Annotated in this window: 17 protein-coding genes; 8 read left to right on the forward strand and 9 right to left on the reverse strand. The window is 64.2% G+C overall.

Annotation, left to right across the window (positions count from 1 at the left end; translation table 11 throughout):
* Positions 1-52: 52 nt before the first annotated feature.
* The 4 genes from NKG95_RS30605 (at position 53) to lpdA (ending at position 5,344) form a co-directional block, all read left to right on the forward strand.
* Positions 53-1,285 (forward strand): 3-methyl-2-oxobutanoate dehydrogenase (2-methylpropanoyl-transferring) subunit alpha, encoded by a 1,233-nt coding sequence (locus NKG95_RS30605; protein WP_353010892.1) that lies wholly within the window; start codon positions 53-55, stop codon positions 1,283-1,285.
* A 2-nt stretch (positions 1,286-1,287) separates the two neighbouring features.
* The gene (locus NKG95_RS30610; protein WP_353043323.1) at positions 1,288-2,301 is read left to right on the forward strand and encodes an alpha-ketoacid dehydrogenase subunit beta; all 1,014 of its coding nucleotides are present in this window, start codon (positions 1,288-1,290) and stop codon (positions 2,299-2,301) included.
* Position 2,302: 1 nt separating this feature from the next.
* Positions 2,303-3,682 carry a dihydrolipoamide acetyltransferase family protein gene (locus tag NKG95_RS30615; protein WP_353010888.1) on the forward strand — a complete coding sequence of 460 codons (1,380 nt, stop codon included), beginning with the start codon at positions 2,303-2,305 and terminating at the stop codon, positions 3,680-3,682.
* 264 nt (positions 3,683-3,946) lie between these two features.
* The gene (gene lpdA, locus NKG95_RS30620) at positions 3,947-5,344 is read left to right on the forward strand and encodes a dihydrolipoyl dehydrogenase (protein ID WP_353043324.1); all 1,398 of its coding nucleotides are present in this window, start codon (positions 3,947-3,949) and stop codon (positions 5,342-5,344) included.
* Positions 5,345-5,533: 189 nt separating this feature from the next.
* On the opposite strand, the gene NKG95_RS30625 is transcribed toward lpdA, so the two are convergent.
* Entirely contained in the window at positions 5,534-6,637 is a 1,104-nt protein-coding gene (locus NKG95_RS30625; RefSeq protein ID WP_353043325.1) for a saccharopine dehydrogenase family protein, read from the reverse strand.
* 123 nt (positions 6,638-6,760) lie between these two features.
* On the opposite strand from NKG95_RS30625, the gene NKG95_RS30630 reads away from it, so the two are divergent.
* The 3 genes from NKG95_RS30630 to NKG95_RS30640 all read left to right on the forward strand — a co-directional run bounded on the left by NKG95_RS30630 (position 6,761) and on the right by NKG95_RS30640 (position 9,154).
* A complete protein-coding gene (locus NKG95_RS30630) occupies positions 6,761-7,189 on the forward strand; it encodes an Lrp/AsnC family transcriptional regulator (RefSeq protein WP_352587968.1) in 429 nt (142 codons plus the stop codon).
* A gap of 341 nt (positions 7,190-7,530) precedes the next feature.
* Positions 7,531-7,896: a RidA family protein gene (locus tag NKG95_RS30635; protein ID WP_352815950.1), complete on the forward strand. Its 366-nt coding sequence runs from the start codon at positions 7,531-7,533 to the stop codon at positions 7,894-7,896.
* Between the two features lie 22 nt (positions 7,897-7,918).
* Positions 7,919-9,154 (forward strand): amidohydrolase/deacetylase family metallohydrolase, encoded by a 1,236-nt coding sequence (locus NKG95_RS30640; RefSeq protein ID WP_352845422.1) that lies wholly within the window; start codon positions 7,919-7,921, stop codon positions 9,152-9,154.
* A gap of 169 nt (positions 9,155-9,323) precedes the next feature.
* Here the strand turns inward: NKG95_RS30640 and NKG95_RS30645 are convergent, their stop codons facing one another.
* The 6 genes from NKG95_RS30645 to NKG95_RS30670 all read right to left on the reverse strand — a co-directional run bounded on the left by NKG95_RS30645 (position 9,324) and on the right by NKG95_RS30670 (position 17,925).
* Positions 9,324-11,105, reverse strand: coding sequence for an NAD(P)-binding domain-containing protein (locus tag NKG95_RS30645; RefSeq protein WP_353043326.1), 1,782 nt, complete (start codon positions 11,103-11,105; stop codon positions 9,324-9,326).
* Between the two features lie 420 nt (positions 11,106-11,525).
* On the reverse strand, positions 11,526-13,559 hold the full coding sequence (locus tag NKG95_RS30650; protein ID WP_352641086.1) for an aldo/keto reductase: 2,034 nt from the start codon (positions 13,557-13,559) through the stop codon (positions 11,526-11,528).
* 56 nt (positions 13,560-13,615) lie between these two features.
* Positions 13,616-14,713 carry an ABC transporter ATP-binding protein gene (locus tag NKG95_RS30655; protein WP_023720570.1) on the reverse strand — a complete coding sequence of 366 codons (1,098 nt, stop codon included), beginning with the start codon at positions 14,711-14,713 and terminating at the stop codon, positions 13,616-13,618.
* An 8-nt stretch (positions 14,714-14,721) separates the two neighbouring features.
* Entirely contained in the window at positions 14,722-15,588 is an 867-nt protein-coding gene (locus NKG95_RS30660) for a carbohydrate ABC transporter permease (RefSeq protein ID WP_352481103.1), read from the reverse strand.
* A complete protein-coding gene (locus NKG95_RS30665; protein ID WP_352481102.1) occupies positions 15,585-16,445 on the reverse strand; it encodes a carbohydrate ABC transporter permease in 861 nt (286 codons plus the stop codon). Before NKG95_RS30665 ends, NKG95_RS30660 begins: the two co-directional genes overlap by 4 nt.
* Before the next feature lie 208 nt (positions 16,446-16,653).
* Positions 16,654-17,925, reverse strand: coding sequence for an ABC transporter substrate-binding protein (locus NKG95_RS30670; protein WP_353043327.1), 1,272 nt, complete (start codon positions 17,923-17,925; stop codon positions 16,654-16,656).
* A 106-nt stretch (positions 17,926-18,031) separates the two neighbouring features.
* Here NKG95_RS30670 and NKG95_RS30675 point away from each other — a divergent pair, with 106 nt between their 5' ends.
* Positions 18,032-18,904: a helix-turn-helix domain-containing protein gene (locus NKG95_RS30675; protein WP_352481100.1), complete on the forward strand. Its 873-nt coding sequence runs from the start codon at positions 18,032-18,034 to the stop codon at positions 18,902-18,904.
* Positions 18,905-18,918: 14 nt separating this feature from the next.
* On the opposite strand, the gene NKG95_RS30680 is transcribed toward NKG95_RS30675, so the two are convergent.
* Positions 18,919-20,157, reverse strand: a complete 1,239-nt coding sequence (locus tag NKG95_RS30680; RefSeq protein ID WP_352496002.1) for a M24 family metallopeptidase — start codon at positions 20,155-20,157, stop codon at positions 18,919-18,921.
* Between the two features lie 316 nt (positions 20,158-20,473).
* Positions 20,474-20,812, reverse strand: a complete 339-nt coding sequence (locus NKG95_RS30685) for a hypothetical protein (protein WP_023720576.1) — start codon at positions 20,810-20,812, stop codon at positions 20,474-20,476.
* Positions 20,813-20,993: the final 181 nt, after the last annotated feature.

Genomic DNA, 20,993 nt, shown 5'->3' on the forward strand with positions numbered 1-20,993 from the left:
TGGTCCGGCGGTGTGCAAATATCGCGCCGGGCAACAGTGGAGGACCGAGATCATGGCCGATGCCGGAATGTTGCGCTTCCATGTTCCGGAGCCGGAGGTGCGGCCGGGCGGCACGCCGGATTTTTCAGACGTGACCATCCCCAAGGCCGGCTCGGTGCCGCGCCCCGAGATCGACGTCGATCCGCGCACCATCCGCGATCTGGCGTTCTCGATCATTCGTGTGCTCAACCGCGCCGGCGAGGCGGTCGGGCCGTGGGCCGGCCTGCTTTCCGACGAGGAACTGCTGGAAGGGTTGCGCCATATGGTGACGCTGCGCAGCTTCGATGCGCGCATGCAGATGGCGCAGCGCCAGGGCAAGACCTCCTTCTACATGCAGCATCTCGGCGAAGAGGCGGTGAGCTGCGCCTTCCGCAAGGCGCTGGCGCCGGGCGACATGAATTTTCCGACCTATCGGCAGGCCGGCCTGCTCATCGCCGACGGCTATCCGATGGTCACGATGATGAACCAGATCTATTCGAACGAGGCCGATCCGCTGAAGGGCCGGCAGCTGCCGATCATGTACTCGTCGAAGGAGCACGGCTTTTTCTCGATCTCCGGCAATCTGGCGACGCAGTACATCCAGGCGGTCGGCTGGGCGATGGCTTCGGCGATCAGCAATGACCAGAAGATCGCCGCCGCCTGGATCGGCGACGGCTCGACCGCCGAGTCCGACTTCCATTCGGCGCTGGTGTTCGCCTCGACCTACAAGGCGCCGGTCGTGCTCAACGTCGTCAACAACCAGTGGGCGATTTCGACCTTCCAGGGGATCGCCCGGGGCGGCTCCGGCACTTTTGCTGCCCGCGGACTGGGCTTCGGCATCCCGTCGCTGCGCGTCGACGGCAACGACTATCTCGCCGTCCATGCGGTGGCCAAATGGGCGGCGGAGCGGGCGCGCAACAATCTCGGGCCGACGCTGGTCGAATATGTCACTTACCGCGTCGGCGCCCATTCCAGCTCCGATGACCCGTCGGCCTACCGGCCGAAGGCCGAGTCCGACGCGTGGCCGCTCGGCGACCCGATCGTCAGGCTGAAGAACCACCTCATCCAGCGCGGCGTCTGGTCGGACGAACGCCACGCCCAGGCCGAGGCGGAAATCCTCGACACGGTGATTTCAGCGCAGCGGGAGGCCGAGCGCAACGGCACGCTGCATGCCGGCGGTAAGCCCTCGGCGCGCGATATGTTCGAGGGCGTCTATGCCGAGATGCCGCCGCACCTCAGGCGCCAGCGCCAGCAGGCGGGAGTCTGACCATGCCGCGACGGACCATGATCGAGGCAATCCGCGACGCCATGGACGTGTCGATGGCGCGCGACGAGCGCGTCATCGTGTTCGGCGAGGATGTCGGCTTCTTCGGCGGCGTCTTCCGCTGTACGCAAGGCCTGCAGGCGAAATACGGCAAGAGCCGCTGCTTCGACGCGCCAATCAGCGAGGCCGGCATTGTCGGCGCGGCCATCGGCATGGCCGCCTACGGGCTGAAGCCTTGCGTCGAGGTGCAGTTTGCCGACTATGTTTATCCGGCCTATGACCAGATCGTCTCGGAAGCGGCGCGGCTGCGCTACCGATCGAACGGTGATTTCACCTGCCCGATCGTGGTCAGGATGCCCACCGGCGGCGGCATTTTTGGTGGCCAGACCCACAGCCAGAGTCCGGAGGCGCTGTTCACCCATGTCTCCGGGCTGAAGGTCGTCGTGCCGTCCAATCCGCATGACGCCAAGGGCCTGCTGATCGCGGCGATCGAGGATCCCGACCCGGTGATCTTCCTGGAACCGAAGCGACTTTATAACGGGCCCTTCGACGGTCATCACGAGCGGCCGGTAACACCATGGTCGAAACATGAGCTCGGCGAAGTCGCCGACGGCCATTACACGGTGCCGCTCGGCAAGGCGATGATCCGCAGACAGGGCGGTGCGGTCACCGTACTTGCCTATGGCACGATGGTCTATGTCGCCCAGGCGGCGGCCGAGGAGACCGGCATCGATGCCGAGATCATCGATCTGAGAACGCTGCTGCCGCTCGACCTCGAGACGATCGTCGCCTCGGTCAACAAGACCGGGCGCTGCGTGGTCGTGCACGAGGCGACGCTGACATCGGGGTTCGGCGCCGAACTGTCGGCGCTGGTTCAGGAAAACTGCTTCTACCATCTGGAGGCGCCGGTGGCGCGGGTCACCGGCTGGGACACGCCCTATCCACATGCGCAGGAGTGGGACTATTTCCCCGGTCCCGCCCGGGTCGGCCGTGCCTTGCTTGAAACCATGGAGACCTAGCGTGGGCGAGCATATCATCAAGCTGCCGGATGTCGGTGAAGGCGTCGCCGAGGCCGAGCTGGTCGAGTGGCACGTCAAGGTCGGCGATCTCGTGCGCGAGGACGCCGTGCTGGCCGCGGTCATGACCGACAAGGCGACGGTCGAGATTCCCTCGCCCGTCGATGGCGAGATCCTTTGGCTCGGCGCCGAGATCGGCGACACGGTGGCGATCGGCTCGCCCATCGTGCGCCTGAAGGTGGCCGGCGAGGGTAACGTCAAGCCGCCACGGGACGTTGAGGCGGGCGCCAAGCGTACCCCCACCCCTGACCTTGCCGGGGCGAGCCACGGGTCTCGCCCGTCCTTCGGACCCCCACAAGGGGGAGGGGGACGAGCTTCGGCTCCCAAGGCCGACGCCAAACCAGTCCCACCTCCGTCAGAAAGCGCTTCTGCGCGCGAAAGTGAGCCGGCAACGGTATTCCCCTCCGGTGGGGGTACTGCGCCGATCTCCGGCGCGCGGCGTCCGGAGGGCGAGAAGCCGCTGGCCTCGCCGGCCGTCCGCCTCAGGGCGAAAGAGGCCGGCATCGACCTGCGGCAAGTTGTGGGGAGCGGCCCGGCCGGTCGCATCCAGCATGAGGATATCGAGGCTTTCCTGGCGCGCGGACCCGGGCCCGCCAAGATTGCCGGGCTTGTCCGCAACGAGGCGGTCGAGGACATCAAGATAGTCGGGCTCAGGCGAAAGATCGCCGAGAAGATGACGCTGGCCAAATCGCGCATCCCGCACATCACCTATGTCGAAGAGATCGACGTCACCGCGCTCGAGGATTTGCGCGCCGCGCTCAACAAGGAGAAGCGGCCGGGCGCGGACAGGCCGAAGCTGACGCTGCTGCCGTTCCTGATGCGGGCGATGGTCAAGGCGATTGCCGACCAGCCAAACCTCAACGCGCTGTTCGACGACGAGGCCGGCATCATCCACCAGCATGGCGGGGTCCATATCGGCATCGCCGCGCAGACCCCGTCGGGGCTGGTGGTGCCGGTGGTCAAGCACGCCGAGGCGCGCGACATCTGGGATTGCGCAGCCGAGGTTGTCAGGCTGGCTGAGGCGGCAAAATCCGGCACGGCGACGCGCGACGAGCTCTCTGGATCGACCATCACCATCACTTCGCTCGGGGCGATGGGCGGTGTGGCGACGACGCCGGTGATCAATCATCCGGAAGTGGCGATCCTCGGCGTCAACAAGATGATGATGCGGCCGGTGTGGGACGGCACCCAGTTCATCCCGCGCAAGATGATGAACCTGTCCTCCAGCTTCGACCACCGCGTCATCGACGGCTGGGACGCTGCGGTGTTCATCCAGCGGATAAAGGCGCTGCTGGAAACGCCAGCGCTGATTTTTGTGGATTGAGGAGATGAATAGAATGTTGGGGCGGTGCGGAACGATCGGGAGGCTGGAGGGACAGCGCCCCCCTCTGCCTTGCCAGGCATCTCCCCCACAAGGGGGGAGATTGGCAGTTTCCGCGCTCCGACCGCTCCTGCGACGGCGGCGATTGGCGAAGGCGGAGGCGAGATCCAATCTCCCCCCTTGTGGGGGAGATGTCCGGCAGGACAGAGGGGGGCGCGAAGGATCGCCACAGAGCGCCCTTTTCCGAGCCGCTGCATGGGGCACGACATGAAGGAAATCTCCTGCAAGCTGCTCGTCATCGGCGCCGGTCCCGGCGGCTATGTCTGCGCCATCCGCGCCGGCCAGCTTGGCATCGACACGGTTATCGTCGAGTTCGGCAAACCGGGCGGCACCTGTCTCAATGTCGGCTGCATCCCGTCCAAGGCGCTGATCCATGCGGCCGAAGAGTTCGAAAAGGCGTCGCACATGGCCGGCGGCAAGAGCCCGCTCGGCATTTCAATCGCAACACCATCGATTGATCTCGAAACGACCATCGCCTGGAAGGACGGCATCGTTAGCCGGCTTAACAGCGGCGTTGCCGGCCTGTTGAAGAAGGCCGGGGTCAAGACCGTGCACGGCTGGGCGAAATTCCGTGACGGCAAGACCGTCGAGGTCCAGACCGAAACCGGGATGCAGGTGGTCCGCGCCGAGACGGTGGTGATCGCCACGGGCTCGGCGTCGATCGAATTGCCGTCGCTGCCCTTCGGTGGGCTGGTGATATCGTCCACCGAAGCGCTGGCGCTGAGCGAAGTGCCGGAAAGGCTTGCCGTCGTTGGTGGCGGCTATATCGGGCTGGAGCTCGGCATCGCCTTCGCCAAGATGGGCGCCAAGGTGACCGTGGTCGAGGCTTTGCCGCGCGTACTGGCGCAATATGATGCCGAACTGACCCGGCCGGTGGTGAAGCGGCTCGCCGAGCTCGGGATCGAGGTGCTTGTGGGCGCCAAGGCCAGGGGGTTGTCGACCAAGGGCGATGCGCTGCTGGTCGAGACGAAGGACGGCAAGAATGCCAAGATCGTTGCCCACAGGATTCTGGTCACCGTCGGGCGCAAGCCGGTGGTCGAAGACTGGGGGCTCGAGCAGATCGACCTCGACATGGCGGGAAAATTCATCCGCATCGACGACCAGTGCCGCACCTCGATGCGCGGCATCTTTGCTGTAGGCGACGTCACCGGCGAGCCGATGCTGGCGCACCGGGCGATGGCGCAAGGCGAAATGGTCGCCGAGATCGTCGCCGGCCACAAGCGCAGCTGGGACAAACGCTGCATTCCCGCTATCTGCTTCACCGATCCGGAGCTGATCACCGCAGGCCTGTCGCCGGAGGAGGCAAAGGGGCTCGGCGGCGAAATCAAGGTCGGATTGTTCCCCTTCGCCGCCAATGGCCGGGCGATGACGAAGATGGGTGAGGAGGGCTTTGTCCGGGTCGTTGCCCGCGCCGACAACCATCTGGTGCTCGGCATCCAGGCGGTCGGCCAAGGCGTGTCGGAACTGTCGACGGCCTTCGGCCTGGCACTGGAGATGGGCGCGCGTCTAGAGGACATTGCCGGCACCATCCACGCCCACCCGACGCAAGGGGAGGGTTTTCAGGAAGCGGCGCTGAAGGCGCTCGGGCGGGCGGTGCATGTTTGAGGGCAGGTGATCTCCCCCCTTGAGGGGGAGATGGCCGGCAGGCCAGAGGGGGTCGGTTCGACTGGATGCGACCTCCCTTGCGACAGATGGAGGTTAGCGCTCTACGCGAGGCGACCCCCTCTGTCGCCTTCGGCGACATCTCGCCCCTCAAGGGGGGAGATCGGCAGCTTCGCCGTCGGGCAACCGCACTCACCCCGCCAGTCGGCTAACCATCTCGTGCTGCGCGTAGGCGCGGCCGAAGCGGTTGGCCAGGAAGGCGTCGAGCGCGATGTCCTCCTGCTTGATGAAGCCCTTTGCCGGCAAGGTGCCATCGGCCAGCATGTCGAGCACGGCGCAGATGGCGGAGGCAGTGGTGATCTGGATGGCGCTGCGTACCGTATCGCCGACACGCCTGGCGTAGATCTTGTTGGCGTAGGTCTCCTGCAGCAGGCGGCCGTTCTTGCGGCCGCTGACGGTGACGAAGACGATGACGACGTCCTGCAGCGTCGCCGGCAGGGCGCTTTCGAAAATGTCCTTCAGCACGTCGCGGCGGTGGCGCAGGCCGAGGTCGTTGAGCAGCGCCTTCATGATCGCGGCGTGGCCGGGGTAGCGGATGGTGCGGTAGTTCAGCGTCCGCACCTTGCCTTTCAGCGTTTCGGCCAGCGTGCCCAGCCCGCCCGAGGTGTTGAATGCCTCGTAGGTGACGCCGTCGAGCGAGAATTCTTCACGCTCCTCCAGCGGCGGCACTTCGACCAGCTCGCCTTCGACGATCGCCTCACAAGGCTCGCAATATTCGTTGATGACGCCGTCGGTGCTCCAGGTCAGATTGTAGTTCAGCGCATTCGACGGGTATTGCGGCAGCGCGCCAACCCGCATGCGCACGCTTTCCAGCGTGTCGAAGCGGCTGGCGAGATCGTTGGCGACGATCGAGATGAAGCCCGGCGCCAGCCCGCATTGCGGGATGAAGGCGCTGTTGCCGGAGCGCGCCAATTCCTTGACGCGCCTGGTGCTGACGACGTCCTCGGTCAGATCGAGATAGTGCACGCCGGCGCTGGCCGCCGCTTCGGCGATGCGCGTGGTCAGATGGAAGGGCGCAGCGCTGAGCACCGCGAACTTGCCGGCCAGGGCGGCTTCGAGGGTGCCGACGGCCTCGATATCGAGTTCCAGCGTCTCTACGCCGGCCGGCAGTTCGGCCGCGCCGAGCTGCGCAGCCGAGCGGTCGACCAGGGTGACATGGAAGTCGCCCGTGGATGCCAGCATCTCGGCTATGGTCGAGCCGATCTTGCCGGCGCCGACGACGATGATTTCCTTCATGACCGGTCCCTCGCACCAATATTAAATAGACGGCTAGAATCGCAGCTTGCCTGTCGAAAGGAAGCGTGGGATTATGCAAAACGCAGTCTCTGTTTGATCAATGCGCCGGCAAGGTTCGTCGAAATGCTTAGTGATGCCGACCAGGCGCTGCTTTCCCTGCTGCGCATCAATGCACGCGCCTCGACCGCCGAACTGGCGCGGCGGCTGGGCGTCTCACGGACGACGGTGCAGAGCCGGATCGAGCGGCTGGAGCAGCGCGGCACCATCACCGGCTACGGCGTCAGGCTTTCGCCGGATTACGAACAGGGACTGGTGCGGGCGCATGTCCTGCTCACCGTCACGCCCAAGCTTGCCGACAAGGTGGTGCGCAGCCTGCAGGCGCTGCCGCCGGTGCGGACGCTGCATTCGGTCAGCGGCAATTTCGACATGATCGTCATCGTCGAGGCGCCGTCGATCAGGGATCTCGACACGCTTCTCGACCAGATCGGCGCCATGGACGGGGTCGAGCGGACGTCGTCGTCGATCATCCTGTCGACGCGGATCGATCGCTGAGCGGGCTGGTGTCGCGGGTCAAGACGCTGGCGGGACAGCGCCCCCCTCTGCCCTGCCGGGCATCTCCCCCTTTTGGGGGGAGATCGGCAGCTTCGCTGGCAGCGCACCTTTTGCAAGGTCGGTGGTTGGCGAAATCAGTGATGACGGCCAATCTCCCTCCTTGTGGGGGAGATGCCAAGTAGTGGGAAAGAGGGCAGGACAGAGGGGGGCGCGAAGGGTCACCGAGCGTGGTGACCAAGCTGGCGCTCCCGCAGCAAAGCGATACAGCTTCCAAAATGTTGGATGAGAACCGCGGTGGCAGGCATAAGGGCGGTCACGCAAGATTTCCAGAGGAGGCCTCCTTGCCCAAGCAGTGTTTCGGAAAATCCCATGTGCCGTTGTCGCCGGCGGTCAGGGCCGGCGATTTCGTCTATGTCTCCGGCCAGGTGCCGGTCGGCGGCGACGGGCTGGTGGTCAAGGGCGGCATCGCCGAGCAGACCGAACAGGTGCTGTCGAACATCAAGGCGGCACTGGCGCTGGCCGGCTGCACGCTGGACGATGTGATCAAGACCACGGTCTGGCTCGAGGACGCGCGCGACTTCGGCATCTTCAACACGGTCTATGCCCGGCATTTCCCGAAAGATCCGCCGGCACGCACGACTGTGGAGTCACGGCTTATGATCGACATCAAGATCGAGGTCGAAGCCGTCGCCTACAGGCCGGCCTGACGGAAAAGCGGAGACAGGCGCAATGCAATTCGATCTCCTGATAAAAGGCGGCCGCCTCATCGATCCGGCGTCCGGCCTCGACGCACAACGCGATCTGGCGATTGCCGACGGCCGTATCGCCGCGATCGACACCGAAATCCCCTTCGAACGTGCAGCCCGCGTCATCGACGCCACGGGCTCCATCGTCGCGCCCGGCCTGATCGACCTGCACAGCCATGTCTATTGGGGCGGCACGTCGCTCGGCGTCGATGCCGACCGGCTTGCGGCGAAGAGCGGCACCACCACCTTCATCGATGCCGGAAGCGCCGGCGCCGGCAATTTCCTCGGCTTTCGCCGCCACGTCATAGAGCGCTCGAAAGTCCGCATCCTGGCCTACGTCAACATTTCCTTTGCCGGCATATTCGGCTTCTCGCAGACCGTGGCGGTCGGCGAGTGCAGCGACCTCCGGCTCTGCGAACCGCGCGAAACGGTGGCGGCGGCGCGCGAGCACGCGGACGTGGTTGTCGGTGTCAAGGTCCGCTCGGGTCGCCATGCCGGTGGCACCAGCGGCATCGCGCCGGTCGATCTCGCGCTCGAAGCCGCCGACAAGGCCGGCCTGCCGCTGATGGCGCATATAGACGAGCCGCCGCCCGGCCGCTCGGAAGTGCTGCCGCGGCTGCGCAAGGGCGACATCCTCACCCACTGCTTCCGGCCGTTTCCCAACGCGCCGGTCTTCGCCTCGGGGGCGGTGCGGCCGGATATGCGGCTGGCGCGCGAGCGCGGCGTCATCTTCGACCTCGGCCACGGCATGGGCTCGTTCGATTTCGAGGTGGCCAAAGCGATGCTCAGCGAGGGTCTGGCGCCGGACGTGATCAGCAGCGACGTGCATCTCTACTGCGTCGACGGGCCGGCCTTCGACATCCTGGTCTGCATGTCGAAACTGCTGGCGCTCGGTATGCCACTGGTCGAGGTGCTGCGCGCCGCAACGCAGCGGCCAGCGGAAGCGATCGCCAGGCCAGATCTCGGCAGGCTGGCGATTGGCGTGGTCGGTGACGTCGCGGTGCTGCGTCTGCGTCCAGGCCACTTCACCTTTGTCGATTCGGTCGGCGCCTCGCTGGTCGCCGAGCAAAGGCTGGTCTCGGCCGGCATCGTGGTCGGCGGCACCTGGTGGCCGAACGAGGCGGTGGACGATCTCGGCGAGACCGAACGCTTCGAAGCGCATGCGCACGACACGCATGTCGAGGTGGCGAGCCGGCATTTCGGACATAGCCACGATTGACGGCGATGTGGCTCCCCTTCTCCCTTGTGGGAGAAGGTGTCGCCGAAGGCGACGGATGAGGGGTGCTCCAGCTTGGCACCACGGCGATCCGTCCAACACCCCTCATCCGTCTCGGCGCTACGCGCCGATCCACCTTCTCCCACAAGAAGGGGAGAAGGGAAAGGCGGCCCTATCGCACCGGCGCTCCATAGACTGGCGTCGGAATGCCTTCCATGCGCGCCTTGATCTGCAGCGCCACGAATTTTGAATAGAAGCGCGACAGCGCAAGATTGCCGCCGTGGAACCACAGCGCTTCCTGCGCTGTCGGCTTCCACATGTTGCGCAACTCGCCTTGCCACGGACCCGGGTCGCCTTTCACGCCCGAGCCAATCCCCCAGCACGGCCCGACCTTGTCGGCGACTTCGCGCGAAACGATCGCCGCCACTGTCTCGTTCATCGAGAGATAGCCGGTGCAGGCGATGATTGCGTCGGCCGCCAGTTCCGTGCCGTCGTCGAAGAGGATGCCTGTCGGCGTCAGCGACTTGATCCCGACGCCGCTACGGATGCCGATCTCGCCGTCGATGATCAGATCGCAGGCGCCGACGTCGATGTAGAAGCCCGAGCCGGTGCGGTAGGCCTTCATCAGGAGCCCAGTCTCGTCGTCGCCGAAATCGATGGCGAAGCCGGCGCTGCGCAAGCGGTCGTAGAAGGCAGCATCGCGCGCCTTGATGACGTCGTAAAGCGCCCGCTGGCCTTGCGGCAGCAGCGCGAACGGCGTCGAGGCGACGATCATGTCGGCCTTTTCAGTGGTGATGCCGCGGGCCAGCGCCTTTTCCGAGAAGATCTCGAAGCCGATCTCCATCAGCGTGTCCGACTTGACCACCGTCGTCGGCGACCGCTGGACCATGGTCACCTCGGCGCCGCTCTCCCAGAGATCGACGCCGACGTCATGGCCGGAACTTGCCGCGCCGATGACGGCGACCCTTTTGCCGCGGAATTTCTCGCCGCTGGAATACTGGCTGGAATGCAGGATCTCGCCGTTGAAGACCTCGGCGCCCGGCAGGTCGATGCGCCTGGGCGGGCCATAAGCACCGGTCGCGAAGACGATGTGCTTCGGCTTCAGCGTGATGCGCTCGCCGGCGCGGTCGAGCTCGACCGTCCAGACCTTTTCGGTCTCGTCATAGGAGGCACTGACGCATGTCGTGGAGGTCCAGTAATTGAGCTCCATGACGCGCGTATACATCTCCAGCCAGTCGCCCATCTTGTCCTTGGGCGTGAACACCGGCCAGTTCTCGGGAAACGGGATGTAGGGCAGATGGTCGTACCAGACCGGGTCGTGCAGCACGAGCGAGCGATAGCGCTTGCGCCAGGAATCGCCGGCCTGGGCGTTCTTCTCGATGACGATGGCCGGCACGCCGAGCTGCCCGAGCCGCGCCCCCAGCATGATGCCGCCCTGGCCGCCGCCGATGACCAGGCAATAGGGCTGCCGGCTAGCGCCGAGGTCACGCGCCTCGCGGCGCCTCGCCTCCAGCCAGGTCTCGCGTTCCGGGTCGGCCTTGTGGCGGACGCCCAGAGGCCGCGCCGGGCCCTTGCGCTCTTCAAACCCCTTGAGATCGGTCATCGCCGTAAACAGCGTCCGGCACTTGCCGTCCCTGAGGCGCATGATGCCTTGGCCCCACGCCGATGACGTCTCGAAAGAAAACCAGGCCTCGATGGTGCCTTCGTCCGAAGTCGCTTCGCCGCTGAGCTGCCATTGAGCAGGCCTTGTGGTTGCCAGCGTCGCCGCCAGCATCTCGCGGATCGCGGCGCGGCCTTCCATCGTCCTGATGTTCCAGGTGAAGGTCAAAAGATCGCGCCAGTAGCAGTCCTCGACGAACAGATTGGTTGCGGCCTCGACGTCGCCTGCTTCGAGCGCTCGCGCAAACGAACCGAGCCAGGTGGCCGCCTGTTTCGACGGTGAGATGTCGAGCATCTATCCTCCTCGTCGACCAAGAGTGCCAGAAGCCGCGCAAAATTCGGTAGGGCCAGTACAAAATTCAGAAGGGATCGTAGCCATCTACTCCCGTTATAACGGCTCCTCGGCGGTTGCCAGGTGGGACCATGATTTCCGTGCCGTTGTCAAATCTGACCCGAACCGTGTCCTCCAAGGCTACTTCTACAAGTCGCGTTCCGACCAAAGCCCAGATTAAGCTTAAATCGCCGCTACGGTTATCCGGTTTTATCCAGACGTCAGGCCCTCCGTCGTAGGCCACCTTGAATAAAGTCCAGAGTTGGACGGTAACGCCAGCAAACTCCAAGTGCACTGAGTCGTTCTCGAGAAGCACTCTGATCAGCTCGTTTCCAACCCACGAGTCACGCATAGCGCATCTTCTAGCAACCTTTCTCCCTGCTGTCAGGCCCGCGCGCGGGCCTGATCCGAACCGCTATCCAGCCATGCAAGATCGTCCGGCGAAAGTGAGATGTCGAGCGCCTGGAGGCTGTCTTCCAATTCGTCGAGCGAGCGGGGCCCGATCAGCGGGACGGACGGGAAGGGCTGCGCCAGGACGTAGGCGAGCGCGACGTGGATCGGGCTTTTGCCCAGCCGCTTGGCGAGCTCGATGGCACGGTCGCGACGGCCGAAATTCTTGTCCGAGTACCAGACCCGGACCAACTCCTCATTGTCGCGCCGGTCGCGGCCGGCGCGGTCGGTGAAGAAGCCGCGGCCCTGGCTCGACCAGGCGAAATTCGGCATCTGCCGGGCGGTGAGCCAGGCCTTCCACGCGTCGCTGGAGGAGGTGACACAGCCTGCCCAGATCGGCTCCAGCATCTCGGCCAAGGAGAAATTGTTGGAAAGCGCGCCGGGCTTCTGCTTGCCGGTGCGCTCGGCATAGGCAATCGCCTCGTCCATGCGTTCCATCGTCCAGTTCGAGCCGCCGAACGGACCGCGGATGCGGCCGGCCTTGACCTCGCGGTCCATCGCATCGACGAATTCGTCGACCGGCACGTCCGGATTGTCGCGGTGCATGAAATAAACGTCGATATGGTCGGTCTGCAGCCGCTCGAGCGACTGGGTGAGCTGCTTGCCGATGACGTCGGGATAGCAGAGCGGCGAGTGCGCGCCCTTGCCGATGACCACGGATTGCTCGCGCACGCCGCGGTTTTTCAGCCATTGGCCAAGCAGGGTCTCGGTATAGCCGGAACCGTAGACGAAGGCCGTGTCGAACAGATTGCCGCCGGCCTCGAAATAGGCATCGAGCAGGATGGCGCCCGACGAAAAGGTGCGGAAATCCTCGAAGCCGAGCGCCAGGCACGAGGCCCGCCGCGGCAGGCCCGGAATGCTGCGCTTGGGGATGGCGGTCCCGCCGGAGCGCAGCTTCCGTCCGGAGATCGTGTTGACGCGCTTTGCCGGTTTCTCGATGTCGTATTCGAGCCCGATCGCGGCACGCCATTTGTCGAGCACGCGCAGATTGCCGAGACTGTCGGCCCAGCCCATGCCGGGCCAGGCGAACTCCTGCTTCCCGCCGAGAATGGCCTCGCCGGCGGCGTCGACCTCGAACGCGTAAAGCCAGCCGTCCTCCTTGACCTCGACCACCTCGGTGTTACCCGGACGGATGATGCGGATTTCGCCGGTGCCGCCTTGCTGGCCGCCGGCATACCAGAAGTCCGCCACCTCGATGCGGCCCTTGCTGCCGAGAATGCGCAAGACGTTGTCCTGCGCGAGCGAGATGCTGCAGGACACTTCCGCGACGATGCCGCCCGGAAAATGCAACAGCGCCGACGCCCATTCGTCGACGCCGGATTGGCCGAGATGCGCAGTGCCCACCACTTTGTCCGGCTCGGCGAAGGGCTTTCCCGCGGCGGCGCCGGCAATCAGCCGCGCCATCGAGACGGGATAACCGCCGACATCGAGAATGCCGCCGCCGGCGAGATCCTTGGCGTAAAGCCGGTGCTCCGGCATGAAGCCCGGCATGGCGAAGCCGAAGCTGGATTTGATCATCTTGATCTCGCCGATCGCGCCGGCACTGATCAGCTCGACCAGCTTGGCCGTCTGCGGATGCAGCCGGTACATGAAGGCTTCGCCGAGAAAGGTGCCGGCCTTGCGCGCCGCATGGATCATCGCGTCGGCCTCGAAGGCGGTCAGGCCAAGCGGCTTTTCGCAAAGCACATGCTTTCCGGCCTCGGCTGCCTTGATCGCCCATTCGGCATGGCTCGGATGCGGCGTCGAAATATAGATCGCGTCGACATCCGGATCGCCAAGCAAAGCCTCGTAGCCGTCGAGGATGCGGGCGCCGGGGAAAGCCTCGGTGAGCCCGGCCTTGCCGGGATTGCGCGCCCCTAAGGCGACCAAGGTGCCGGTGCGCGAATGGGCGACGCCGCCGGCAAAGGCCTTGGCGATGTTGCCGGGCCCGAGAATGCCCCAGCGAATTTTTTCTGGTTTGGAAGTCATGTCAAATCTCCGTGGGGTGGCCGCGAGCAATCGCGATCGGACAAAAGAAAGATGGGTTAGCGAATGCGTGCGCCGGTGGCGTCGAAGAGAAGCGAGCGGTCGGCCTTGATCGACACCACCAGGTCGTCGCCGTTGGCGCGATGCCGCGAGGCCTCGCGCTCGATGATCAGTTCTTCGCGCCCGCCCCCGGTCCCGGAATTGGCATAGACATAGCTCACCGATCCCAAGTGCTCGGCGACGTCGGCCTTGAGGGTAAGGTCGCAATCGCCCTGGCCGGCGTCGAAGAAATGCTCCGGCCGCACGCCAACCACGACATCGCCGCCTATCGCAGGCAAGGCATCGGAAAGCGGCTTGCGCAGTCGCACGCCGCGATGGTTGACCAGCTCCACGATCGCCGCGCTGTTGTCGGTTCCGACCACTTTCGCCGCCAGAAAATTCATCTTCGGCGAGCCGACGAAGCCGGCAACGAAGCGGTTGGCGGGGTCGTCGTAGAGATCGAGCGGCGCGCCGATCTGCTCGATATTACCGGCGTTGAGCACGACGATCCTGTCGGCCAGCGTCATCGCCTCGGTCTGGTCGTGCGTCACATAGACCATGGTAACGCCAAGCTCCTTGTGAAGGCGCGATATCTCGACGCGCATCTGCACCCGGAGCTCGGCATCGAGATTGCTGAGCGGTTCGTCGAACAGGAACACTTGCGGCTCGCGCACGATGGCGCGGCCGATGGCGACGCGCTGGCGCTGGCCGCCCGACAATTGCCGCGGCCGCCGCTTCATCAGCTCGGCGATGCGCAGGATTTCGGAAGCCCGCTTCACCCGCCGCTCGGTATCTGCCTTGGGGTTGCCGGTCATTCTCAGGCCGAAGCTCAGATTCTGCTCAACCGTCATGTGCGGATAGAGCGCGTAGGACTGGAACACCATGGCGATGCCGCGATCGGCCGCCTCGACGTCGTTCACCACCTTGCCGCCAATGGCGATCTCGCCGTCGCTGATGTCCTCGAGCCCGGCGATCATCCGGAGCAGCGTGGACTTGCCGCAGCCGGAAGGGCCGACGAAGACGACGAATTCGCCGTCATCGATATCGATATTGGCGCCGTGGACGATCTCGAAGACGCCGAAGCGCTTGATGACGTTTTTGAGTGTGACTGCCGCCATGCTGATCCTTACTTGATAGCGCCGGCGGCGATGCCGGCGACGAAATGGCGCTGCAGAAGCACGAACACGACGAGCATTGGCGCCGTCAGCATCACCGCGCCCGCCATGATGCCGCCCCAGGACACCTTGGTGAGACCGATCAGCGTGCCGAGCGCCACGGGCGCGGTCATTGCGCCCGGCTTGGAATTGATCAGCAGCGGCCAGAGATAGTTGTTCCAGGAGGCAAGGAACAGGATGATGGCGAGCGCTGCCAGCATCGGCCGCGCCAGAGGCAGTGCGACGAACAGGAATATCCGCCATTCCTTGACGCCCTCGACCTTGGCGGCGTCGAACAGTTCGTGCGGCATCATCGAAAAGCTCTGCCGCATGAAGAGCACGCCCAGCGAATTGAACAGCGGCGGCACGATCAGCGCCACCCAGGTGTTGGCGAGCTTGAAGTCGCGCGCCACCATGATGAATTGCGGGATCAGCACGACCGCATAGGGCAGCGTGATGGTGCCGAAGATGATGGCGACGACCATGCCCTTGCCGAAGAAGTTGTAACGCGCCAGCGCCCAGCCGGCCATCGAGGTCAGCATCACCGACAGGAAGGTGTAGGTCACCGCCACCGAGACGGAGATGCCGATGGCACCGATGAAATTGGTGCCGCGCTGCAGATTGCTGACATTGTCGAGGAAATTGCCGTGCGGCAAAAGCTCGATGTCGGGGCTGAAGATGCCGTTGTCGGGCATCGTGGAAAAGACCACCATCATCCACAGCGGAAACAGCCAGACCAGCGCCAGCGGCGTCAGGAACAGATGCAGCGCGATGCTGCGGCCCAATCTGGCCTGGGAACGGCCGACCCGGGAATGGCTGATTGGGGAGCGCGAGGTCATTTCGGTTCCCTCGTCAGCCATATCTGAACCAGCGAAATGGCAATCGCCAGTCCGGCCATGGTGTAGGCGATGGCCGAAGCGTAGCCGAAATTGAGCGACCGGAAGCCCTGGCGATAAAGCAGCAGCCCGAGCGTTTCGGTGCCGCCGCCCGGCCCGCCGCGCTCGGTGATTAGGAAGGGCTCGGTGAACAGCTGCATGGTGCCGATGATCGACAGCACGGCGCAGAACACGATGATCGGCTTGAGCAGCGGCAGCGTGATGTAGAAGAACTGTTTGACCTTGCTGACCCGGTCCAGGGTCGCCGCCTCGTAAACATCCTCGGGGATGGACTGCAGGCCGGCGAGCAGGATGATGGCGTTGTAGCCGGCCCAGCGCCACGTCACCGCCATCATGATGACCGCCATCGCCGGGGTGACGTTGGTAAACCAGTCGACGTTGGGCAGGCCGATGCTGTTCAGCAATTTGTTGATGATGCCGTAGTCCAGATTGAACATCAGCCGGAAAACCGCCGAATAGGCGACCTCGCCGACCACGACCGGCGCGAAGAAGGCAAAGCGGAACAGGCCACGCGCCTTGAGCAGCGGCGAGTTCAAAAGCACCGCCATCACAATCGCTAGCGAAATCATCACCGGCACCTGGATGACAAGGATCAGCAATGTGTTCTTCAAGGCATTGAAGAAGGCCGGATCGCCGATCAGCCGGCCCCAGTTGAAGGTCGGCGCGAACCGCCACGGCACGGTGCGCGTCGCCTGGAACGAGATCAGGAAGGAATCGATGATCGGCCACAGCCAGAAGATTGAGAAGATCAGCAGATAGGGCGCAAGGAAGCGATACGCCGTGGCGTTCTGGTAGCGCATCGTTTTCCTCCTTTCTGCTTTTTCAAGTCTCTTGCCTTCTCCCCTTGTGGGAGAAGGTGGATCGGCGCGTAGCGCCGAGACGGTTGAGGGGTGCTGGCCGGAGTGCCGTCAGCGCCAAGCTGGAGCACCCCTCATCCGTCGCCTTCGGCGACACCTTCTCCCACAAGGGGAGAAGGGGAGCCGCACGCTCGGAGCCGCCTCGTTTAGATCACGACTTGACCGGCAGGCCGGTCGCCGCGGCGATCTGGCTTGCGGCATCGTCGAGCGCTGCCTTGGCGTCGGGATAGCCCCCGGCCAGATATTTGGTCTGCACCGCGCGGATGATGATTTCGGCGTCGCTCTGGAACGGCGTACCGCGGCTGGGGACGACCTTGGGCAGGGTGCCGAGGATGTCCTTCCACACGGCTTGGCCACCCCAATAGGGCAGGCCCTCGGAGACATAAGGGTCGTTGAGCGCCGAAATTAGCGACGGCACCAGGCCGAAGCCTTTCAGCATGGTGATCTGGCCCTCATTCGTCCCTAGCGCGTATTTCAGATAGGCGTAGGCGGCTTCCTTGTTCTTCGACACCGAGGTGATGGCGAGCGAGGAGCCGCCGAGATTGGCGGCGCGCGGACCGTCGGCGGTCAGGCTCGGCATCAAATAGACGCCCCATTTGCCTGTCCCATCGGGCGATTCGGTGCGCACAGTGCCTTCATACCAGCCGCCATACATCTGCGTGGCGACCTTGCCGGCGGTGTTGTTGGTGATCTTGGTGCTCCAGTCGGCAGAGGAAATGATGCCGGCGTCCTTCATCTCCTTGATCTTGGTCATGGCATCGACGCATTTGGGCTGGTTGACCGTGATCGATTGACCATCGGCGGAGAAGTAGGCGCAGCCCTGCTCGTTGGAGATCATGCGGAAGAATTCGGAATCGCCGTTGAAATCGGCGTTGGTCATCGTGACGCCGGGATTGGCGGCCTGGATCTTCTTGGCGGCAGCGATGAAATCGTCCCAGGTCTTGATCGAGGACGGATCGACGCCGGCCTTCTCGTAGAAGTCGCGTCGGTAGAACATCGCCACCGGCCCCGAATCCCACGGCATCGCATAGGCCTTGTCGTCCACCTCGAGCTCGGTGCGCTTGAAGTCGGGGAATTTTGCCTGGTCTTCCGCGGTGTAGCCGAGCGTGTGCAGGTCGACGAAGCAATCCGGGAACTGGCTCCAGTAGTTTTCCGCTTCGCCGTTCTCGATCGTCACGATGTCCGGCAGGCCCTCGCCACCGGCGGCACAGCCGGCGATCGACTTGTCGTAGGTCGGCTGGTTGCCGAGGTCCTCGACCGTGACCTTGATGTCGGGAAACTGCTTGTTGAAGCCCGCTATGGTGGCCTTCAGCGACGAAGCGGCGATATTCCAGCTCCAGATCGTGATTTCACCGGACTGCGCAAAGGCCGGGCTGGAGCCCAAGGCAAGCGCGAGCGCGGCGCAGGTCGATTTTATGCGCATTGAAATCCTCCCATTTCAGTTGCTCTCTGTTTGCGAGCGTGGCTAGACTAGGCCTCGGGAAAGCCTTGTCCGCGACAAAGGGAATAAGAAATGAGCGGAAAGTAAGATGCCGGAAAGGCCGTTTTACCAGCCTGGCGCCAGCAGCGTAGAGGGCCTGCCGCTGCTGCTGCAGATGTTCCACACCCAGCCCCTGGTGATGCTCAAGCCGCATTGGCATGCCCAGGTCGAGGTGAATTTCATCGTGCGCGGGGCCGTGCATTACCGCATGGACGGGCACGAGCTTTCGCTCTCTGCTGGCGACATGTGTCTGTTCTGGGGTGGCCTGCCGCACCAGATGGACGAAGCCTCCGACGATGCCATCTATGCCGGCGCGCATCTGCCGCTGGTGCATTTCTTCCGGCTGCATTTGCCGATCGAGGTCCGCAACAGGCTGATGACCGGCGCGACGCTGGTGACTGACGCCACCGACCGGTCGGACGACCACAATTTCGAGCGCTGGAACCGCTATGCCCGCTCCGGCGACCCGGTGAAGGCCGAGCATGCGGTCAACGAGCTTTTGCTGCGGCTGGAGCGGGTGCGCTTCGAGCCTTACCGGCTCGTGCCCGAAACTCCGGTCGAACAGGAGATAGGCAGTCCCTTCGATCAGCAATCGCTGCGCAATGTCGGGCGCATGTGCGACTTCATCGCCGAGAATTTCCTCTACGAGATCGATTGCGTCGACATTGCCGCGGCGGCCGACATCCATCCCAAATACGCCATGAGCATCTTCAAGAAATCGACCGGCATGACGCTCAACGAATATGTGAATTTGCTGCGCCTCAGCTACGCGCAGGCGCTGCTGATGCATCAGGATGCCAATGTACTGCGCGTCGCCATGGAATCGGGTTTCGGCTCGCTCAGCGCCTTCAACAAGTCGTTCCGCAAGCTTTCCGGCATGTCGCCGTCGGATTTCCGCAGGGGCGTGGCCGGCGCCAGATAAGGGGCCGGCTGGATTCAGCCTACAGTCTCCAGGCGCCTCGGCAAGCGGTTCATCGGCAGCGGCCCGTTCGCGGTGATCAGGAACTGGTCTTCGAGATTGAAGCTGGCGAGACCGTCGATGTAGAGCGGGATCTCGAATGCCAGCACCATGCCGGCTTCGATCACGACATCGCTGTCGGCCGAGATGAACGGCCATTGCTCGGAAAACACGGAATGGCCGACGCTGTGGCCGAAATGGCCGCGGCGATAGGAACGCAGGCCCTGGCGCGCCAGGCTTTCGCTGGCGGCGCGATGAACGGCGGCGAACGGCTTTCCGGGCATAAGCGCGGCAAGCCCATCGGCGAAGGCGCGTTCGGCTATCGCATGCAATTCGGCCTGTTCGGGCGACGGCGGCCCGAAGGTGAAATTCCGCGACATGTCCGAAGCATAGCCGTTCACGCTGCAGACCATGTCGGCCTTCAGCGGATCGCCGGCGGCGGCGACCGCATCGGCGCTTTTTGGGCGAGCGCCCAGCGTGACGTATTCGGCCGTCGCGATTTGTTGCGATAACCCGGCGGCTGCATCGGCGATGCCTTGCCGGTAGAGCGCGACCAGATCCGACTGACGCATGCCGACCGCTGCATGCTGCTGCAGCCGCGACAGGCCGGCTTCCGACAGGACGATGCCCTGCTGCAGAAGGTCGATCTCGCTTTGCGATTTGATTGCCCGCAGCCTGTCGAGGATCGGCGAGCCGTTGACCAGGGCCGTGCCGGGCAACATCGCCTGCATCGCGGACAAATCGCTGGCCGAGACAAAATCCAGCTCGATGCCGAGCGTTGCACGCTCCAGCCCGAATTCGGCGAGCATCGTCTTCAGCTCGCGGACAGAGCGGGCAAGCTCAAAGGTCGCTGGACGTGCAAAACCGGGGGCGCGGCCAACCAGGCCGGCCTCGATGCGCTGCGCAACGGGCCGGCCGGCCGTCGCCGGCTCAAGCGACGCGGATTCGATCCAGATCGGATGCGTGCGCACCACGGCATCCGCCACCGCCGCCCGGAGCTGGGCAGCCTGGAAATCGGCAACCACTACGCCGATCGGCAGGTCGTCTCGTCTCGGGATGACCACGAAACCGGCGCCGGCCCGGCGGAACAGGCCGGCCGGGCCGATCCAGGCGCCGGTGGCATATTGGAATGCCTCAGGCTCGCAAAGCACCAATGCCTCGATATTGGCACGCTGCATCAGGTCTGTTGCGCGTTCTCGGTCGACAAAGCCGGTCACGGGATCTCCTCGCATGCAATCGAATCCGACGCCGATGCGGCGGCGTTTGGCCTCAGCGTAGCTTCAGTGCCGCTGTGGAGCAGCTTTTTTCTGGAAGCGCTGTTGACCTGCCGACCCTAAAAGCGCGTTGCGTTCGACCGGCCTCATGCGACGCGCTTCAGGTTCTTGTTTCATGCATGTCGGTGTCGCAAAACCGCTGCACAGTTTTGCGCGACATGCATCAAAGGCCTTGAGAGTTCGAACGCCAGGCGGGGAAACGAAAAAAAGCCGCGGCGAACCACGGCTTTCAACGCGACAAGTTGTCAGTTTCGAATGCTTACTCGGTTTCGTCAGAGGTGTCGTCGGCAGTGTTTGCCGCGTCTTTCGCGGCCTTCCTATCCAGCGCTGCCTGCAAGGCCAGGGTGGCCTGCGGTGAGGCCGGTGTCGTGGCAACGACCGCCATTGCATGAGCAACTCCGGTCGTCGACTTGTCCTTGGCCGCGGCCGAGGTGGCGGCTCCGTGTCCCTGCGAGCCGGCCCCAGCCGAGTTTCCGCCGTTGCCGTGGCTGCCGCCATTGCCGTTCCCGCCGCCATTGCCGCCGGGGGCAGCGAGGACCGGAGACGCGACAAGGGTGAGAGCGGCCGCCGCTGCGAATAGATAGGTGCGCGTTTTCATCATTCCTCCTTCGAGTGGCCCTCCCGCCAGGATGGGTTCCAGTGAGAAACGTGAGGACTTTCCAAAGTGGAGCCCGCTGTCCAACAAGTTCCGTTCAAATAGAGCATTCTGCAAGACGGACCTTGGTCCGAGGACGACACGCAAAAGTCCTGAATTCTATCTGCAGCGTACTTGGCGCGAC

Origin of the sequence: Mesorhizobium sp. M1423 (assembly GCF_040317575.1) — a bacterium.
In the GTDB taxonomy this organism is placed as follows: domain Bacteria; phylum Pseudomonadota; class Alphaproteobacteria; order Rhizobiales; family Rhizobiaceae; genus Mesorhizobium.

What these genes read in the sequence shown, in the direction of transcription:
- NKG95_RS30605 (WP_353010892.1), top strand. Translation starts at nt 53, where the DNA reads ATGGCCGATGCCGGAATGTTGCGCTTCCATGTTCCGGAGCCGGAGGTG.
- NKG95_RS30610 (WP_353043323.1), top strand. Translation starts at nt 1,288, where the DNA reads ATGCCGCGACGGACCATGATCGAGGCAATCCGCGACGCCATGGACGTG.
- lpdA (WP_353043324.1), top strand. Translation starts at nt 3,947, where the DNA reads ATGAAGGAAATCTCCTGCAAGCTGCTCGTCATCGGCGCCGGTCCCGGC.
- NKG95_RS30625 (WP_353043325.1), bottom strand. Translation starts at nt 6,637, where the DNA reads ATGAAGGAAATCATCGTCGTCGGCGCCGGCAAGATCGGCTCGACCATA.
- NKG95_RS30630 (WP_352587968.1), top strand. Translation starts at nt 6,761, where the DNA reads ATGCTTAGTGATGCCGACCAGGCGCTGCTTTCCCTGCTGCGCATCAAT.
- NKG95_RS30640 (WP_352845422.1), top strand. Translation starts at nt 7,919, where the DNA reads ATGCAATTCGATCTCCTGATAAAAGGCGGCCGCCTCATCGATCCGGCG.
- NKG95_RS30645 (WP_353043326.1), bottom strand. Translation starts at nt 11,105, where the DNA reads ATGCTCGACATCTCACCGTCGAAACAGGCGGCCACCTGGCTCGGTTCG.
- NKG95_RS30650 (WP_352641086.1), bottom strand. Translation starts at nt 13,559, where the DNA reads ATGACTTCCAAACCAGAAAAAATTCGCTGGGGCATTCTCGGGCCCGGC.
- NKG95_RS30655 (WP_023720570.1), bottom strand. Translation starts at nt 14,713, where the DNA reads ATGGCGGCAGTCACACTCAAAAACGTCATCAAGCGCTTCGGCGTCTTC.
- NKG95_RS30660 (WP_352481103.1), bottom strand. Translation starts at nt 15,588, where the DNA reads ATGACCTCGCGCTCCCCAATCAGCCATTCCCGGGTCGGCCGTTCCCAG.
- NKG95_RS30665 (WP_352481102.1), bottom strand. Translation starts at nt 16,445, where the DNA reads ATGCGCTACCAGAACGCCACGGCGTATCGCTTCCTTGCGCCCTATCTG.
- NKG95_RS30670 (WP_353043327.1), bottom strand. Translation starts at nt 17,925, where the DNA reads ATGCGCATAAAATCGACCTGCGCCGCGCTCGCGCTTGCCTTGGGCTCC.
- NKG95_RS30675 (WP_352481100.1), top strand. Translation starts at nt 18,032, where the DNA reads ATGCCGGAAAGGCCGTTTTACCAGCCTGGCGCCAGCAGCGTAGAGGGC.
- NKG95_RS30685 (WP_023720576.1), bottom strand. Translation starts at nt 20,812, where the DNA reads ATGAAAACGCGCACCTATCTATTCGCAGCGGCGGCCGCTCTCACCCTT.